Source organism: Gilvimarinus sp. 1_MG-2023 (assembly GCF_030548285.1).
The window spans coordinates 445,837-464,377 of sequence record NZ_JAUOSC010000002.1 but is presented as its reverse complement, the minus strand read 5'-3'; the positions used below and the strand labels follow the sequence as shown (position 1 = coordinate 464,377).

Sequence of the window (18,541 nt, the reverse complement as noted above, 5' to 3'; positions counted from 1 at the left end):
CACCGCCATAAAATATAAGCCACTTTACAAATGTCCATCACCATCAGGTCTTACCCCACATGTGCGGGTTGGCCCAGAACCTGGGGTTGTTCCAGGGGCGTTGGTGGTTATAGCTGCTGATATTGTAGGTGTACAGGGTTGATGGGTTGCGGCCGCCGTCTTCCCCAAGCTGCGCCTCTCTTTTAAACCCCAGTGCGATAAAATCATTCAAATCCCAGCCACTTTGGTCCTGCACCAGTACCGCGATTTGGCGGGTGCCGTAATTGCGCAGCTGGCCGATCAAAATCTGCCCTTGCTGAAAACTCACATGCTCCAAGGTGTCGGAGACTAAGCCGAGGTCCTGAACATCAGCAAACGACAACCCGTTTTGAGTGTCCTCAAGGTTTAGGTGAGTAACCTCACATTCACTGTGCTCAGACCACCGTTGTGCTAACCGCTGCGCCGTCTCGCCTAGCGCGACGATTCTGCTGGGCTGGCAACTGTCGATAATAGCGGCAAGCGCTTGTTCGGATTCAGACATTGGGCTAAAACATTTAAGAGGTTCGGGCGTTGAGCTTTAGTATCACATTCTTGTCTTGGTGCTAGCAAGGTGGCGTGGTTTTAGAGGGCATGCGGATATAAATTTTTCGCCTTCAGAGTGAGTTACTTTTCCTGGCTCGAAGAAAAGTAACTCCGTCGCTTTTGAAATGGCATCTAACAACACATGCAACGCTAAATAAGTAACCGTGTATCTGTCCCTAGCATTTCAAAATTTATCTGGCCGTAATTTTCTCTGTGGTAAGCTTGAGATGTTCCAAGTCACATAATAACGCGAAGGCGCAAGCGGTTTGGCCCACAAGGTCATGTGCTTTTGGTGGATCGGTAGAGGCCGAGCCTATGAAGCGAACGGTATTCACACCTCAATATATATTTTTCCTGGCAGCAGTGATGGCAATGGCCGCTGTTGTTCTGTGTGTGTGGTTAATTATTACAGCGCCTTGGTTTGGTGTGAGTATCGCCTCTGCTCCAGACCGGGTAGGAGAGGTGATAGCGGTCGATGATCGCGCTCGGTCGGCAGGTCTTGCCGTGGGCGATAAGGTGACGGCCTTTGCTACTGTTGGTCAATCCCCGGTTTTGCTTGAGCCCTTGAGTCTGGTGAGTGATCCTGACCGCACCGGAAACTTCTCCGGTCTTAATGCGTTGTTCGATCATGTGGCCGCGCTTTATCGCGCTACCGACCAGACGCAAACGGAAATTCACTTACAGGATGGGCGCAAGCTTATACTGGAGGCGAGTCGCCGCCCGTTGAACAGTCTGTCGCCATGGTGGTGGCTCATGGCCGCGGGCACAATCCCCTTTTTGGTGGGCGCTGGGGTATGGAGCTACCGGCGACGGGAGTTGGCCAGTCATATGCTGCTATTGGCGGGGGCCAGTTTTGCCATTATTGCCTTGTCTAATTTGATATACGCTTATCGCCAACCCAGTATCCATCCGCAGTTATTCGAGTGGGCCGTTGCTGGTAATCGGCTGGGTACGCTGTTGTTTTTCTTCTCTTACCTAGCGGTATTTTTAGTCTATCCGCGTCGGTTGGTCTCGGGTCGAGTGCTGTGGGCGCTGTTAGTTGCCACATTGCTGTTGTTTGTCAATGAGCTGACGCAAGCGGTTGATTGGCCGGGTAGCACCTTTGCTTTTCCTGTGGTGTGTGCATTGCCTGCCACTTTTACAGTGATTGCAGTGCAGTGGTTTTTGTCTCGTCGTCATCCAGTAGATCGAGCAGCCCTGCGTTGGTTTGTATTGGTGATGATGACAGGGATAATTCTGGTCACCAGTCTGTATTTTTTTCCGGCCATGATGGGGGCGGCACCGGTATTGCCGCTGGAGATCGCGTTTGGTGTCGGAATTGTCAGTTATCTGGGATTGATCATGGCGGTCGTGCGTTATCGCCTGTTCCAACTGGGGCAGTGGTGGCTCTCGGCGTGGCTGTGGTTGCTGGGTGGGGGAGCGGTTATTGGGCTGGATTTACTTCTGGCCTATTGGCTGGAGCTGGCGCCCACATACGTATTGGCGCTGTCAATATTTGTGGTGGGCTGGGTGTATTTTCCACTGCGCCAATGGTTGTGGCGCAAGCTGTTCTGGCAAGGTAAAGACCCCATGCAATGGCTGCCACGAGAATTGCTGAAAAGTCTGATCAGTGACGGTGATGATGAGGTGTTGAATTCCAGCTGGCATCAATTACTTTCGCGTCTGTTTCAGCCGCTGAAAACACAAGTAAGCACCACAAGGTTAACCATGCCCTTGCTCGTAGAGGAGGGGTTGGTGTTACAGATTCCCAATCTGACCGGCGGAGGCAGTATTACGCTCGCCTATCGCAGTGGTGGGCGGCATTTGTTCAGTCCCGATGATTGCACCTTAGTGGCTTCACTGTTGCACATGGTGGGGCCAGCGGCCGATGCACGCACAGCTACCCGGCGCGAACGCGAGCGTATTATGCGCGATCTTCACGACGACGTGGGCGCACGTTTGCTTACACTCTCTCACCGGCTAGAAAGCGCGCGTAATATTGAATTAATGACCGAGGCAATGCAGGCGCTGCGTGAAACTATATATCGACTCAATCGGCCCGAGGGGTGTGAGTTGGGAGAAGCGATGGCCGAATGGCGTTGCGAATTTTATGAGCGCCTAGAGGCGCCAGGCGTTACTCTGCACTGGCAAGTGGCTCCCGAACTGGAACCGTTGGTTTTATCCGCGGCGGCGCGAGTTGATCTCGGCCGAGTGTTACGTGAGTCGGTGAGTAATAGTTTGCGCCACAGCTCGCCCAGCTGTATTGCCGTATTGTGCCAACCCAATAATACCCAAAGGTGGCAGATGGTCATTACCCACGACGGAGCCACGGGTGACCCGGAAACTTGGCGGCCGGGTACAGGTATCTTGACGATACGTAGGCGCATGAAGGATTTGAATGGCAGTATCCACTGGCAAAAAAACGGGGATGAGCTGATGACGACACTGACATTGCCACAGGAGTTGATGGCATGAGCTTAACGACCGAAAATATTCTGATCATCGAAGATATGGCAGAAACTTGTGATTGGCTGGCAAGCATTGTGGTACGTGTCTTTCCTCGGGCGCGAATCCATAAGGCCGCCTACTTGCAACAGGCGCGCGAGTTATTAAAAACCGTTTCGGTAGATTTGGCGCTGCTGGATATACATCTTCCGGATGGTAATGGTCTGACGCTGTTGCAGGAAGCGGCAGGCCGTGAAATTTACTGGGTAGTGACCACAGCATTTGCCGATGATGATTTCGTTTTTGATGCTCTGCGTCAGGGGGCGCGTGGTTATGTGCTCAAAGAGCAAAGTGCCGAACAGCTGGCCCGCCACCTGGCCGGTATTGCCGAGGGGCAACCGCCATTATCACCGCGCATTGCTCAACGGGTTTTGGCTTATTTTCAACCGCAGCCCGCTGAGGAGCTGACGGCTCGCGAGTTGCAGGTGCTTACTTTGATTGCCAAGGGCTTACCTCTCAAGGTAGTGGGCGAGGCCTTGTGCATCAGTACTCACACGGTTGGCGATCATGTTAAGCATATTTACCGAAAGCTGCGTGTTCACAGTCGCGCCGAGGCGGCAATACAGGCAGAGCGGCGCGGGTTGATTTCTCACAATACCCCCTGAACTAGGGATACGCGCCACAGCCCTCTCGTTGCATACTGGCGGGAATAATTAATCAGGGGTGTGTGTGATGGGGTTGTTTAAAGTTATTGGGGTGTCTGCTTGTCTTATCGGTTTTATGACCGCATGCGGTGGCGGAGGTGGTGGGGGTTCTAGCACTGCGCCGGCCTCTGAGCATACCGTTAGCGTGACTCAAACCGCCGGTGGCAGTGTTTCCCCCAGCTCCGCCAGTGTTGCCTCAGGTCAGAGCGCCCAGTTCACCTTGGCTGCGGATGCGGGTTACAGCATTGGCAGTGCGACAGGCTGCGGTGGCAGCCTAAGTGGCAATACTTACCAAACAGGCCCCATTAATGCCGCCTGTACCGTTACCGTAAATTTCACTTCCGACAGTCTCGATGCCCCCGAGGGATTTAGTCTTGCCCCGGATAATGAGCAGCTAAGTCTAAGCTGGGATGCTGTCAGTGGCGCCAGTGGCTATAACCTTTATTATGCTAACGAAGCCGATGTTACTCCGGAAAATTACGCTAGCCTTTCAGGAGGCACACGTATCGAGAGCATAGAGTCGCCCCATGTGCTGACCGGCCTGCTCAATACTAGCACCTATTATTTGGTCGTTACCGCTTATAACGCCGGCGGTGAAAGTTCGCCCAGCCTGGAGCTTAGCGCCAACCCAGGGTCGACCGAATTGACCTTCGAAGTGGATGCCGGTATCGAGCCCGCGCAGAGCACTGTGGAAGATAGTGAGGGCATGTCGCGCTCGCTCGCACGTATGGTTGATGGTGGGGGTGTCGCCACCGATTTTCTGCTCAATGAGTTGGTTATCTATACCGACAATGAAGCCAAAGTAAACGCGATTATGGGCCGCTGGAGCGGCAGTTTACTCAAAAAAGTTGACATGGAAGACGGCTTTTCCACCTATCGTATAGCAATAGATCCATCAACTGCAGATGCTGCGGCCATGATCGCCACGCTCAACGAGCTTTACCCAGAGGTGTCTGGTCTGTTGCAGACCTCCAGTGAAGCGGCCGCCCAACTCCTGGCCATTGCCTATACAGAAATGCATCAGGAACAGATCAGCGTATTCCCCAATTTTGTGGCTTTCCCGCAAGACATAAGTGGTGGCACTACCGCCGAGGCGTCCATCTCGGGGGATGGGGATTACTCACCCAACGCCTTTGATTGGACCTATATGAATCAGGGCAGTGCCCAGGATATTGGTGTAGGTGCCGCTTGGCAGGCGATGGAGCGCGGTGGACGTTTTGATAATAAAGTGCCCATTATGATTATGGATGGCGGTTTTGCTCCCAACGCTGATTTTCCAGGGGGCAGACAAGTTATCGGGCGCGGCTGGAATATCCCCAACCCATCCGAATGTGGTGGTGGCACTGCCTGCCCTTGGCATGGCACTAATGTGACTACCTCTGCCATGGGCACCCTCGATAACGGTTTTGGTGTGGCAGGCCCCGCAGGCCCTGTGGGGCAATTGGTTGCCGTACAGTTCAGCACCAATGTGGTGGACATCATTGAGACACTGGTCGAAACCATTGGCACACTTCCCCAAGTGAGAATAATCAACCTGAGCTTTTCGCTGGAATTAGGTTCTGGCTGGGACGTAGCGTCGAGAGTTTTCTGTTTTTTCTGTCCCCATCCCAGTGAAATTTTAAGTGGCATTACCCAAGCGGTTACCAATTCCAACACGCTGATTTTTGCGTCTGCCGGGAATAACGGCAGCAATGTGGACACAAGAAATGGTTTGGGTATAGAGCGCTCCACTACACTGCCCTGTGAATTGAATACCGTTATTTGCGTCGGGGGGATGGCCTATAACGCCACCGCTCGGGATGGAAACTCCAACTTTGGTTCGCGTACGGATAACAACAGCGTGGATATATATGGGCCCTATACCGTTTGGGGTGGGTCTGCGCCTGACATACCCGGCGATGAGGCGCGCAAGATTAGTGGAACCAGTTATTCATCGCCGTTTGTGGCGGGCGTTGCCGCGCTGGTCTGGGCCGCTGATCCCTCACTGACCTCTCAACAGGTGTGGTCAATTGTGCGTGACACGGCTCATGTGGGTGGAGTCGGTGTTACCGGTCACCAACGCAGAATCAACGCCTTTGATGCTGTTGCTGAGATATTAGGTGGTGGGCCACCGACCGTCACACTCAATAGCTCAACCACTATTCCGCTTAACCGTGAGTGGGCTGTTACCGCTGTCGCTAATGATCCTGAATACGGCGGTAACTGCCCGCCGGTTGCCTGCCCACTGGCGTGGAGCCCTGAGCCCGACCGGATTGTCGGCAACACGGCGTTTTACCGTTTTACAACAGCGGGTAATGCCAGCGTTACGGTGACGGCTGAAGACTTAATAGGCCAGGCTACCAGCGCCAGCCGCTCGGTCAATGTGATCAATTCGCCACCTATCGTCACGCTCTCCCAGCCTACGGCCGGTGCGACAATTTATTTCGGGCAAGAGGTACAATTGTTGGGGACTGCTACCGATGCGAATGAAGGGGCAGATCCGGGGCCTGGCAACTTGTCTTGTACTTGGACCAGTAGCAATGCCGGCGATGCTGATTTCCCCCATACCGGAAGCTGTAATCGCCAGGCCACTTTTGCCAGCACAGGCACTCGTACACTCACCCTTAGAGCCACTGACCCGCAGGGGCTTAGCAGCTCAGACACGGTCACCATCACCGTTAGTCCGGCACCGGCCAATTTACCGCCCACAATCTCCATGGGCAGTATAAGCCCCGGCATTAACTACAACGGTGATGGCTACACCTGGTCAACCACTCTGACAGCTAATGCCAGCGCAACCGACCCTGAGGGAAATAATCCTATTACTTATATCTGGCGTGCCACCTCCTTTGAGCCCAATAGCGCTACCGAATGGCGCAGCAACGTGCAACTTAGCAGTAGTGCTTCAAGTGGCAATCTGAGTTGGACGCCAAGCAGCTCTAACCTGAATGATTTAATTGGCAGTTATGCTCAGTTAGGGAATGATTGCTACTCAGGGCAGGTGGTGAGATTAACCCTAGAGGCACGGGACTCACTGGGCAATTCAAGTTACCAATCCCTGCCTGATATCAAAGTGTATCGCTGCATTTTGATTTAATGACAGCCCTGGGCCTATCAGTATCTGATGGGCCTAGGGTGTTAGTAGATGCGGATTATGCAGGGTGTCCTCTTTTGAACACTTTTCTGGACACTTGATCTCAACCGGCCGGCGCAACACATGCAGTAAAACTATCAGCGGGCGTTAGCGGTATCCAAAGATCAATCCTTGGCTTTTTCTGCAGTCTGACTTTCGGTGAGCGCCGGGCAAGCGCGCATCACAACCCTTTATCCGTCACCGCCCCCTCCGAAGCCGAAGACACCGTCTTGGCAAACTTAGCCAACACTCCCCGCGTATAGCGCGGCGCGGGCGCTTGCCATTTGGCTAGCCGGGCTTTAATTTCTGCCTCGGGAATATTCAGGGTAATTTGAGCGCTGTCGGCATAAACATTAGAAAGACAGCGCTTGTTCTCACATGATTGCCATTGCCAGCATAGGGCACCGGCGGTATGGCCGGGCGTAGAAATTGGAGTAAGCGCAAGATTACCGAGGCTAACCACTTGACCATCCTTTATAATTTTATCTACTTTGGCGGCAGGAAAGGGGTTATGCATGCCGGCTTGCGGGTCAGTGTCGGCGGTAATGCCGGTGCTTAAAACGGGTGCCGCTTCGGTTGAGGCAAGAAGCTTAGCGCCACTGACTCTTTGTAATTTAGCCAAGCCGGCCACATGGTCGAAGTGTTCATGGCTATGAAGCAGCAGTTTTACATCATCAAGAGAAAAGCCTAAATTTTTAATATTCTCAATAATGACATCGGCTCCGGCTTCGGTTGCACCATCAATCAGTATATGGCCCTTATCACCGGTAATTAATGTCGCGGTGATTCCGCAGGTGCCGACATAATAACTATTGCCGAATATTTTAAATGGAGGTGCCGGTTATCCCAGTCGTCCCAATAGCTACAAGTGTTCACCCATTGCGTGGGTGTGTATTCTGAAGTGCTTGTACTTGCGTTTGTGTATCCTGCCAGGCTAAAAAAAAGACTTTGCACCAAGAGAAAGCGTAATAAGCGGATATAAATTGTGAATTTAATGTTCATTATTGACCTTGGGGTTTTTGTCTGTAGAGCTCTATATTATTTAAAAAGCAGTAGAGCTGAATTTCGATTAAATATTAACTATGTCTCTACAATGTAAACGCTTTAATTATGCGTTTGAATTTATAATTGTAGCGTTTAAATATCATAATATTGAGTTAATATTTTACGAATACCAATCTTTTTGCGTTTCATACATACTTTTATAAACACCATCTTTCTCAATCAGGGCTTGGTGACTTCCTTCTTCTACTATTTCACCATTCTGCATTACTAATATTCTATCGGCGTTTTTAATAGATCCCAGTCTGTGAGTAATCATTAGTGATGTTTTTCCTTGGGTGATATCGTTAAACAGAGTATAGATATCACTTTCTATAATAGGGTCAAGGGAGGCAGTTGGTTCATCCAGAATATATAGTCTTGCGTCTTTATGTATGCACCGTGCAACGGCCAGTCGCTGCCATTGGCCGCCAGATAAGTCTGTATCCCCCAGGGTTCTATCTAAACGGACGTTCAGAGATGGTATTTTCTCCGCAAGTCCGCACTGAGCCAAACTGTCGGCAATACTTTTATCGAGTTCACCGGTAGACGTAAAGGCTATGTTCTCTCGAACTGAATATTCATATTTACCAAAATCCTGAAAAACGCCACTAATTTCATTGCGCCACCTATCCAGGCATAAGCTTTTGAGAGGTTGACCGTTAACTAATACTTCTCCACTTGTAGGAGTACACAGCCCAAGTAGAACATTAACGAGGGTAGTCTTACCGCTGCCATTGGCGCCTACAATAGCAATATGCTCCCCTTGTTTAATTGTAAAATGAACCTTTTTAAGTGCATTATCACTGCCATCATAAGAATAGCTAACATCAGTAAATTGGACGCTAATAGTATTCGCCAAACAGTCATCAGTTGCTTTTATATCGGCTCTCTGCTCAAGCTCCAGAACTACAAATATGGACTTAAACATCAGCAAAAAACGTTGTATTACAGTAACACCACTCACCACCTGATCGACACTGCCCTGCGAAGCATAGAGGCTCTGTAGAACGACAACGAATGCAGCCGCGGGAATTGTGCCAGTGCCATAACCTTTTACCAAAAGAACAAAACTAACAACCGATCCGGCCTGCATCAGTAGCAAAGTGGGCAATGGGTAAATAGTACTCTTAATTCTGGCGTCATGCAGATGAGCCCAGAGTTCCTTAAAATTAATTTTTATTTTATTTTGAAAAAAACTTTTCGCACCAAATAATCGAACTTCTTTCGCTACGCCTCGATTAGTCAGTAAATCAATGCCATACTGAATTTCACGCCAAGGTTTGGTTGAAAGGCGCGCATTCCAGAAGTGGTACTTCGATAGTTGGGCCAGAACCACTGCATGAGGGATAACCGCAATGCACATAATCAATGCAACAATAGGTGAATACGTAAGCACCACAAGCACAAGCCCACCGGTAGAGAGGAACCCTTTTGTGACCCGATGAACTTGTCCCATAAAATTCGAAGGACAATGTTCTAGGTTTCGTTGAGCAAAGCTTAAATCCTGATAAAATTTCTTAGACTCAAACGCCTGTAAATCTGGCATACCAAGGACGCATGCGCTGATTTCAGTCTGAAGATACTCTAAACTTCTGTCACTGATTGAATGATGAAGAAATCCGACCCAAGGTTCCAAAAAACTCCCAATTGACAAGCTTACCCACCACAAAAGTCCCCAAATTATCAAATCTGATGTTGCTACCGTATTACTGGAAATTACTTGCTCGATAATATAACCCGTCAGCCACACGGTAGCTGGCAAACTAAGGGCCTGGAGTGTGACCAATAAAAGCAGCAACAAAGACAACAGTGGCGACCGACCATAGGTCACCCGAACGGTATCCGACAAAACTTTTATGTGATTTATCATAAAAAGACGAAACTTGCCTTAATTGTTATTGTCACTGGAGTTTAATAGATTTGGAGTGGCGGTTAAAGGTGGAAAGTTAGTACTTTTGTGTCTGCAGAAAAACACCGGGGTCAGGCCTTACATTTTACATTTTGATGTGGAATGTAAGGCCTGACCCTCATCTATGCTCTAGGCGAGCGAATGACTGTTTATTTGGTAAAAAGTCGGGGCCGACGGCAAGGACAATGACGCCGAATTACTGACCGTAGAGCTTTACTAAGGTCGACATTCGAGTTTCCCCGGTAGTGGCGGCGCGTGAAATGTAAGGCCTGAAACCGATGACTTTCATGGGTGACTTGGAAATATAGCGTCCGCTTCAGCTGCGCCGAAGCCGTAGCGTTTTTGTGTTAATGTTTGAGCGCAGCGAGTAACACAAAAACACGGAGGTTTTGGCGTCAGTCTGGAAGCGCTTGTTAGTTTTTATGCCAATGCTTATTCTGGTTTTAAAATCAAATATAATGTTCAACTTTTATCTTTATATTGATGTTCTTTAATTCATGTATTGATTCAGTGAAAATTATTTCATTCTCATTAATGCTATTTACAAATGGCTTAATAATCTCAGCTTCTTCAATTGAAAAGCCATACCTCATTAACCAAATTTCAACTTCTTCATTTGTCCCGTACTTAAAATATCTGACCATCATATTGGCTCTTGGGTCGCCTGTTTTTATAAAGTACTGATCAAAAGCTGCCGCATATAAATCAGATAAAGAAAAAGATATTACTTTATCTAAAAAGTCATATGTATCATAAACCACCACATCATAATTAAAACTTTCCATCTTCTTACCGCGAAACCTAGAGGGTAATGAAGACTTTAATTCTGAGTTAGGTAACGAATAAGGAATGGCAGAATAAGTAATAGCTAGCTCATCAATCATACTTTGAGCCTGTAGCGATGTCAGCTCACCTGACTTCTCTTTTCTTCGGAGTCGTCTTTGCTCACTTTGATTAGTTAAATAACTATAACGAAAACCTAATAACTCTTTAAATGTTTTCCCTTGAATCTGCCATAGTAAAATCGTAATAGAAGCAGACAAGACTGTTTTCTCGCCTGCGTATAGTTCTCTATCAAGTGATAGCTCAAATATGTCAGCAAGAGAGTTTTTTAATTTCTTCTTTTGTGATTTGGTTAAATCACGGTAATGTTCGCCCGTCATTATATTTCCATCAACAAATAGAAAGTCTAAAATATTTTTGATACTACGATGTGCCTTTGGTAAGTTAAGTCTCTCTATTTTTGAGCTAGGCAATCCATATTCTTCATTTATAGTATCGTTTTTTATTGCATCAATAAATTCTTTTTGGTCATCAGAAACACCATTTAAATCTTGATCTAATTGAGACTCAACAGATAAAGTAGATTCACAATTAAGCTTAGAAACAAAGCCTTTAATGTTCTTAACAACTACGAACCCAAAGTCAAAGCAATTTTTTTTATTAGTACTACGTCCAGCTCGGCCAATTAGATTTTTAATACCTAATGTCTGATCTTCTTTAGAACCTATAAATCTAAGATTCTCAATCCAAACTATATCAAAAGGCATATTTACCCCTTGAGCTAGAGTCGATGTTGCAAAGCAGATTTTTGCAAAACCCAAGTTAGTAAATTTTTCAATTAGAAACCTGACAACCAAAGGTACTGAGCCATGATGAATGACCACGCCCTTTTTCATAAGATTAATCAATTCGGACGTTCTCGTTTTTGCCCCTATTAAATCTTGTATTTCATCAATTATTTCTAGTGCAATTGGATCTGATATTTCGTCACAATACCCTATATATAATTCAAAGTCTTTCTCAAAGCTTTTGTCATATATAGAGGATTTTGAAATATAAATTAGCGCACTACCACCATTTTTAATTTTGTCTTCAAGGATATCTGAATTGAAAGGCGCTTTGTTTTCCATCAAATGAGGGTTTTCGATAAAAGGTGAAAAACATTCAAACATATCTTTATTTGAATCGTAACCAAGAAATATTTTCCCTACTGTACTTTGTTCGTAAGCCATTGATGAACAACTTTCTTCATATGCATGCTTGGTTAGCTGGGCCTCAGGATTGCTTATGAAAGGATGCGCAAATACTTTTTTTGCATTTGGGAAAACCTTCCCTACACGCCTAACGAAAGAGTCAAAGCTGACTCCTCTGGTTTTTTCTTCTGAAATTTGTGCCTCATCAAACAGGAAAATAGATGGATTATATTTTTCTGAAGATTTCAGTATGTCTGAAGCCCTTTCTGGAGTAACAACAAATATCTTACGACTAGTTTTAAATATATTGACGCTATCAATAAATTGGAGAATTAAAATATCTTTTCTATCTGGGATCATTTCTCTTATGGTCAAAATATATTCCGCGATTAATGCTCTAGATGGAACGACTATAACTATATCGTTTGGCTCTTCGTAAATAAGATCCCTTAAAAGATATGATTTTCCTGCACTTGTTGGAGCTGAGAATGAAAAATATCTATTAGCAATAATATTTTTACGTATGCTAGCTTGGACTGGCGTAAAATTACTTCCTGTTTCCTTATTAATTGAATTAGAAAATATTGAATAAGATAAAGATAAAAGATCTTCTGGCTCTGATACTTTATAAAACAGACCAAGAAGATACATTATTCTTGGCTCTTCGAGCTTGAAAATATTAGGATGAAAGTATTTTATATATGATAATTTTTCTAAGTCACCTGATTGAATTGGCCCCTCATTGTGTATTTTTAATAAGACATCTTGAAGGATTTCATTAGGTTCTTCTGTACTAATTAAATCTCTTGGCATCATGCCGTCACTCCGATAATGAAAAGCTCATCGCAAAGTTTTGTTAGCGACTTAATATCTTCATTGGCCAGTGAGTTTTTTAATATTTTTTCGTGATCTGTTGAGTTAATAGAAAATGCTACGACATACCCTTTTTTACCGTTACTTAAATTTTCTATAGCAACAAGATCGCTAAAATGTAGCAGGTGCACAGCATCTCTTTTGTCTTTGCCCTCTCGGCAAAATCTATGAACCTGTTCCGCAGCTGATGTACATGAGTTACCGTTACTCACGTACTTAGCTTCACCGAATGAGAACTTTAAATCAGGGCTAAGAGTATGAAAGTCAAACCCATGATTATTTGATAATTTTTCCTTCCATAACTCTGACAGGGGTAAAACTACATGGTCATGTTTATCCTTTAAACAATGACCAGAGACCATTGAAATCATGAACTCTCCAAAGTCTTTAGTAACCTTATTATCAACAGATTTGAATATCTCAACCAATTTTGCAATTGTTTCTTTAGCAGTATCTTCATAAGACATTTTTGCCACAGGATTTAGAACGTTAATCCACGAGGTTTTTGATATTTCAACCAAAAGTTCTTTAGCACAGGAATTTACATCTGTTATTTCAATAAAAGAAATGTACGTGTTTGCAGTTGCATCTTCAGGTAAATCAGTAGATTTTACTTTCTTATGGTAAGTTACCTTCACGAATAATCCTTTTATAATTGAACTCAGAGGCTAACGCCCCAATAAGGGGCTGATAATGCTTGGCTAAAATGTGTAGCGGAGCGAAATCGAGCCAAGCTTTAGCAGTCCCACTTGATTGGTTTGTTAAGTCTTCTTATTGATATTAAACAACATTCCTACTGGTGACATTTGTTCTTTTTTATTTTCTTCAATTAAAGATTTTATTGAAGCAGGGATACTTTTTAATTTAGAAGCATCTAAAATTTGATCTGCTCCTAAAGCAGCTATAGCCCATATTGGAGCCCCAGTTGCAGCAGCAGTTATGCCTAATGTACCAGTTACAAGCCATGAGCCTATATCTGTGCCTGCAAACTTCCATTGTTTAGCTCTTAACTGCTTAACATTTTCTTTATGTTTATCAAACGCTTCATTAATATTGTCAAACATTTGGTCTCTTGAACGATGGAAGTTATTCGGGTTACTTTGAACTAATTCTTCAACTCCTTTCCCAAGTAAGCTACGAATTTCGTCCATTGCACCTTGCTTGCGTACTTCAACAAGGGCTGTGGGGGGAACATTTCCCAACCACTCCATATCTCCATTAGCTAGATCTTGTAATCCCCTCATAATGTGCAGATCCTTGCCATTAGTAGCTGATTCAGCTTCAGATGAATCGTATTCCATTTTCCAAGCCAAATATTGCCATGATGTTGGAGCATCAATAATTGGCGAGCCTTTCAATCTTCGTGACTTAATTAAAAGTTCATTACTAACTGACATTCTGCCTACTGATTGATTAGCTAGAATTATTCCAGGGTGGTTTGTGCCGATTAATCTTGTATGCGACGACTCAGTTGCTTTCTTGAGCTGAGCTGCAACACCTCCTTTCCATTCAGTATCAAAAAGAAACCTGGATTCATCAGCTATCTCCGCAACTGCTCTTTCAACTGTATCGAGTTCCTGAGCAAATTCAAGAAGTTCGTCTAATGACTCAAACTTTCTACCAAATAACTTTTCAGAGTGTTTTAATGAGTCAGAAATACCAAGCTCATGAAAAAACTCACGCTCTTCTTGTTCTAAAGCAGCTATATCTGGCAATACAACAACAATGGGGATATCCACATCTGCGCAAGCTAGCTCTTTATACTGGAGTATGTTCATGGCATGTTTAATTAGATAATACGCTTGATCTGCTGGTTTTGATTTTTCAAAAACATGCTTAGAACGAAGAAAAGGATCTGGCAGGACAATCGTATCTGTGTAAATACCACATTTCGACGCAATATTTTCATCATGCGCAGGAAACAAATCCCCGCCGAACACACCTTTAATATTATTGTGTTGGTCTTCAACATGGATATGAGCAATATCACCAAGCTCTGTCCAAAATTGTTCTATAAATTCTAAAAGTTTGTCTAAATTTTCGGTTACTTCCCTTATCGAGCCTTCACTTTGGATTGCAGCTCGACCAGCATCGTGAGGAGTAAGCTTCCTCTTAAGCATTAATTTATAAAAACCACCAAAATTTTGTTCGAAGAAATTGAAATATGAATTTTGAATTTCTGATAATGACGCTAATTTTTTTAACTCTTCTCTATCGTGCATTTCTGTCACAGCAAGAGCCATAGAGCGAACCAAGCCATCAACAGTATCTAAATCGACAACTCCATTAGCATCCATACGAACCGCTTGAAGGCTATCTGCTACTTTTAAGCCTTCTGCTATATGAATTTTACCTTGCTTCATTTGTTCTTGGAGTATTTTCAGCCTTCTACGAAGTCTTTCTTCATATTCTAATTGCTCTTTATTTGGCTCAGACATTCATCCTTCCTTGAAAAACCACACGATAGACTTAACAGTATATTAGGCGGAATTTCGTTTAAGCAGCACGAAATCACGCCTCTTTATCGTTTATTTTTTACAAATCCCTATAAAAATCAACTGCTTATCCGCCGCGCTCGTACAGCCTACACCCGTTAAAAAGAAGCCGCTGTGTTTAACGAGACCCGGCAAGGTCTTTTATGCACCCGAAACGCAATAAAAACCCCAAAGATTTCAGAGGATTATAGAAATGCATGTGGAACAACACAGACTACGAGTCTTAAATTTCACACAATAAAAATGCATAAACCATCCCGCTCTACATTAAATTTCTCGCGAATGATTTAACAGGCTGAAAGGAGAGAAAAGACTGACTGCGCTGCATTCCGGGCTTTGCCCTTTATTATCTCACCTTCCTGACTGGCTAAAACTAAGGTTATGGCGACCTGCCCTCTGGCAAGCTTGAAGTTCAACCATAGCCCTTACGCGCTGCGTGGTAAATCGTGCCACGGTTCGGTGGTGTTGGCAACCGGGAATTGCCTATGCCGTTGGCCACTGCTGCGAGCTATGCAAAACTCTAAGCACGTCGAGTCTGCTAGCCGCTTCTCGATAGACGAGCAAAAAGGGCAGGCCGTCGATGACGAGTTCACGCGTGCTTTTAACTCGACCTTGGCGGCCTGCTTGTGGGTGGCGGGGTAAGATCAGTTCTGTGGTGTTAATAATCGACAGTACAACATCTATTGCTATAATAGAGCTGCTTTCTTGTGCGATATAGCTTTCTATCTTTTCCAAATCTTGCGCGGCGAGGTCAGTCCATTTGAGCTGCACGCTTGGCCTCCCACTGGGCTTTTAGGTCGGCGTGGTCGATGGCGCGGTTATCGTCAGCGGCGGCCAGGCCTTGCTCTACCTCGCGGATAAACCATTCTTCCCGGGAGACATATTGTTTAATGGCCTCGGCCATTAACCAGGCGCGAGGCCTGTCCATGGCTTCTGCTATTTGTCCGATTCGGGCCAGGGTTTCGTCATCCAGCCTTACTGAAGTGGCTTTAAGAGGCATAACGGTTCTCCGAGGTTCTCAAAGATTCTTAGTATATCTGGCCAGCCTTAGGTTGTACATTATTTGAACCGAGGCGGCACAGAGCGAGCGCGACTACAGCCTGTCGGGCATCAGTGCCTGCCGTTCACACAAAGCCCAACTAACGGCCCAATGACTCACTAATTAATGTTTATTTGAATGGCTTTAGCAAAGGAAGCGGCCAAAGCTAACTACGCCCCCGAGTCCTAGCATTTATTATTTGGCCTTATGGACGAACTAAACCTGTGGTTACGGTTACAACCTTTGAACTGTTTTTCGGAGCTTCTCGGCCAGCGAGGTGGTAACCCACCAATTCAACCCAAAGCACTCCGTAGCCAAAAAGCCACTAGATACCGGCTCAAGGCCGGTATGACGATGTAGACCAATGAATGTGATATCGCGGCGACTCAACCAGCTACGAAGCGCCGCTTTTATTTCCCCCGTAGATACAGCCGAATGGAGGCTTATTTTATCGGTTGAGCACACAGGACAAGGTGAATGGCGCGAAGCGAAAGAGAGGGCAGCCTGGGCTGCGTTTGCGCAAGCATCGCCACGCCATGGAGAAGGTGAATGCCGGAGGCAGAGAGGCCGGCCTGGGCCACGCCCGGCGACACGGGCTTATATACCAAAGCCCGCGTTAGCGGTATCCAAAGATCAATCCTTGGCTTTTTCTGCAGTCTGACTTTCGGTGAGCGCCGGGCAAGCGCGCATCACAATCCTTTATCCGTCACCGCCCCCTCCGAAGCCGACGACACCGTCTTGGCAAACTTAGCCAACACTCCCCGCGTATAGCGCGGCGCGGGCGCTTGCCATTTGGCTAGCCGGGCTTTAATTTCTGCCTCGGGAATATTCAGGGTAATTTGAGCGCTGTCGGCATCGATAGTAATCTCGTCGCCGTTTTCAATAATGGCAATGGGGCCGCCGTCCATGGCCTCGGGGGTGATGTGGCCCACCACAAAACCGTGGCTGCCGCCGGAGAAGCGCCCGTCGGTGATTAGCGCGACATCGTTACCCAAGCCTTTGCCCATAACGGCCGAGGTGGGGCTGAGCATTTCGCGCATGCCGGGGCCGCCGCGCGGGCCTTCGTAGCGAATGACGATCACATCGCCTTTAATAACGGTGCCGCCCAGGATGGCCTCTAGCGCTTCTTCCTCAGAGTGGAATACCCGCGCTTTGCCAGTAAACACCAACCCCTCTTTGCCGGTCAGTTTGGCCACCGCGCCCTCGGGCGCCAAATTGCCTTTAAGGATAACCAAGTGGCTGGTGGCTTTAATGGCGTTGTCAAAGTCGTGAATAATATCTTGCTCGGCCGGATAGGGCTTAATATCGGCCAGGTTCTCGGCCAGGGTTTTGCCGGTCACGGTCAGGCAATCGCCGTGCAGCAGCCCCTTGTCCAGCAGCATTTTCATCAGCGGTTGAATGCCGCCTACGGCGATTAGCTCGGACATCATGTACTGCCCGCTGGGACGCAGGTCGGCCAGTACCGGGACGTTTTGGCCGATGCGCGAAAAGTCATCCAGCGAAAGCGGCACATCAACGGCGTGGGCCATCGCCAGTAAGTGCAGCACAGCATTGGTCGAGCCGCCCAAGGCAATCACAATGGTAATGGCGTTTTCGAAGGCCTTGTGAGTCATGATATCGGTGGGCTTAATGTCCTGCTCCAGCAGATCGAGCACAGCGGCGCCGGCGCGGCGGCAGTCTTCGGCTTTGGAGCTCGACACCGCCTCTTGCGCGGAGCTGTCCGGCAGGCTCATACCCAACGCCTCGATGGCAGAGGCCATGGTGTTGGCCGTGTACATGCCGCCGCAAGAGCCGGGGCCGGGTATGGCGGTTTCTTCGATCTGTTTAACGGCAATGGTGGATAGGTCGCCCCGGGCGTGCTGCCCCACGGCCTCGAACACCGAGACAATATCGGTATGGTTGGCGCCGGGCTTAATGGTGCCCCCGTAGACAAACACCGACGGGCGATTCAGCCGGGCCAGGCCGATCATGCAGCCGGGCATGTTTTTGTCACAGCCGCCAATGGCTACCAGCCCGTCAAAGCCCTCGCAACCGGCCACGGTTTCAATAGAGTCGGCAATCACCTCGCGGGACACCAGCGAGTACTTCATGCCCTCGGTGCCGTTGGATATGCCATCGGAGATGGTAATGGTGTTAAACACCACGCCCTTGCCGCCCGCCTGGTCGGCACCTGCGCAGGCTTCATCGGCCAGTTTATCGATGTGCATATTGCAGGGCGTGACCATACTCCAGGTAGAGGCAATGCCGACTTGGGGCTTTTTAAAATCATCGTCAGTAAAGCCCACGGCCCGCAGCATGGCGCGGGCGGGCGTTTTTTCAATACCGTCGACTACTTTGGACGAGTGTTTGCGTTTATCGGTCATCAGGTGCCCCTATGGTTTGCAAGCGTGCGTCGGGTTGTTTC

At 47.1% G+C, this 18,541-nt stretch carries 12 protein-coding genes; 3 read left to right on the top strand and 9 right to left on the bottom strand.

What is annotated here, in order from left to right:
* Positions 1–43 precede the first annotated feature (43 nt).
* Complete coding sequence (locus Q4563_RS04840; protein ID WP_303603792.1) at positions 44–520, bottom strand: DUF6231 family protein; 477 nt, start codon at positions 518–520, stop codon at positions 44–46.
* Between the two features lie 356 nt (positions 521–876).
* Here Q4563_RS04840 and Q4563_RS04835 point away from each other — a divergent pair, with 356 nt between their 5' ends.
* From Q4563_RS04835 to Q4563_RS04825, 3 genes are all read left to right on the top strand, one after another.
* Positions 877–3,015: an ATP-binding protein gene (locus Q4563_RS04835; protein WP_303603791.1), complete on the top strand. Its 2,139-nt coding sequence runs from the start codon at positions 877–879 to the stop codon at positions 3,013–3,015.
* Entirely contained in the window at positions 3,012–3,650 is a 639-nt protein-coding gene (locus Q4563_RS04830; RefSeq protein WP_215978094.1) for a LuxR C-terminal-related transcriptional regulator, read from the top strand. Before Q4563_RS04835 ends, Q4563_RS04830 begins: the two co-directional genes overlap by 4 nt.
* A 67-nt stretch (positions 3,651–3,717) precedes the next feature.
* Entirely contained in the window at positions 3,718–6,765 is a 3,048-nt protein-coding gene (locus tag Q4563_RS04825; RefSeq protein ID WP_303603790.1) for a S8 family peptidase, read from the top strand.
* A 217-nt stretch (positions 6,766–6,982) separates the two neighbouring features.
* On the opposite strand, the gene bla is transcribed toward Q4563_RS04825, so the two are convergent.
* The 8 genes from bla to ilvD all read right to left on the bottom strand — a co-directional run bounded on the left by bla (position 6,983) and on the right by ilvD (position 18,500).
* Positions 6,983–7,624, bottom strand: a complete 642-nt coding sequence (gene bla / locus Q4563_RS04820) for a metallo-beta-lactamase (protein WP_303603891.1) — start codon at positions 7,622–7,624, stop codon at positions 6,983–6,985.
* Positions 7,625–7,966: 342 nt separating this feature from the next.
* Positions 7,967–9,676 carry an ABC transporter ATP-binding protein gene (locus tag Q4563_RS04815; protein WP_303603789.1) on the bottom strand — a complete coding sequence of 570 codons (1,710 nt, stop codon included), beginning with the start codon at positions 9,674–9,676 and terminating at the stop codon, positions 7,967–7,969.
* Positions 9,677–10,203: 527 nt separating this feature from the next.
* Positions 10,204–12,546 (bottom strand): DEAD/DEAH box helicase, encoded by a 2,343-nt coding sequence (locus tag Q4563_RS04810; RefSeq protein ID WP_303603788.1) that lies wholly within the window; start codon positions 12,544–12,546, stop codon positions 10,204–10,206.
* Complete coding sequence (locus tag Q4563_RS04805; RefSeq protein WP_303603787.1) at positions 12,543–13,241, bottom strand: hypothetical protein; 699 nt, start codon at positions 13,239–13,241, stop codon at positions 12,543–12,545. Before Q4563_RS04805 ends, Q4563_RS04810 begins: the two co-directional genes overlap by 4 nt.
* A 123-nt stretch (positions 13,242–13,364) precedes the next feature.
* A complete protein-coding gene (locus Q4563_RS04800; RefSeq protein ID WP_303603786.1) occupies positions 13,365–15,041 on the bottom strand; it encodes a hypothetical protein in 1,677 nt (558 codons plus the stop codon).
* Positions 15,042–15,581: 540 nt separating this feature from the next.
* Positions 15,582–15,869, bottom strand: a complete 288-nt coding sequence (locus Q4563_RS04795; RefSeq protein ID WP_303603785.1) for a type II toxin-antitoxin system RelE/ParE family toxin — start codon at positions 15,867–15,869, stop codon at positions 15,582–15,584.
* Positions 15,850–16,098 (bottom strand): CopG family ribbon-helix-helix protein, encoded by a 249-nt coding sequence (locus Q4563_RS04790; protein ID WP_303603784.1) that lies wholly within the window; start codon positions 16,096–16,098, stop codon positions 15,850–15,852. The genes Q4563_RS04795 and Q4563_RS04790 overlap by 20 nt, the downstream gene beginning before the upstream one ends.
* Positions 16,099–16,826: 728 nt before the next feature.
* Positions 16,827–18,500, bottom strand: a complete 1,674-nt coding sequence (gene ilvD / locus Q4563_RS04785; RefSeq protein WP_303603783.1) for a dihydroxy-acid dehydratase — start codon at positions 18,498–18,500, stop codon at positions 16,827–16,829.
* Positions 18,501–18,541 lie beyond the last annotated feature (41 nt).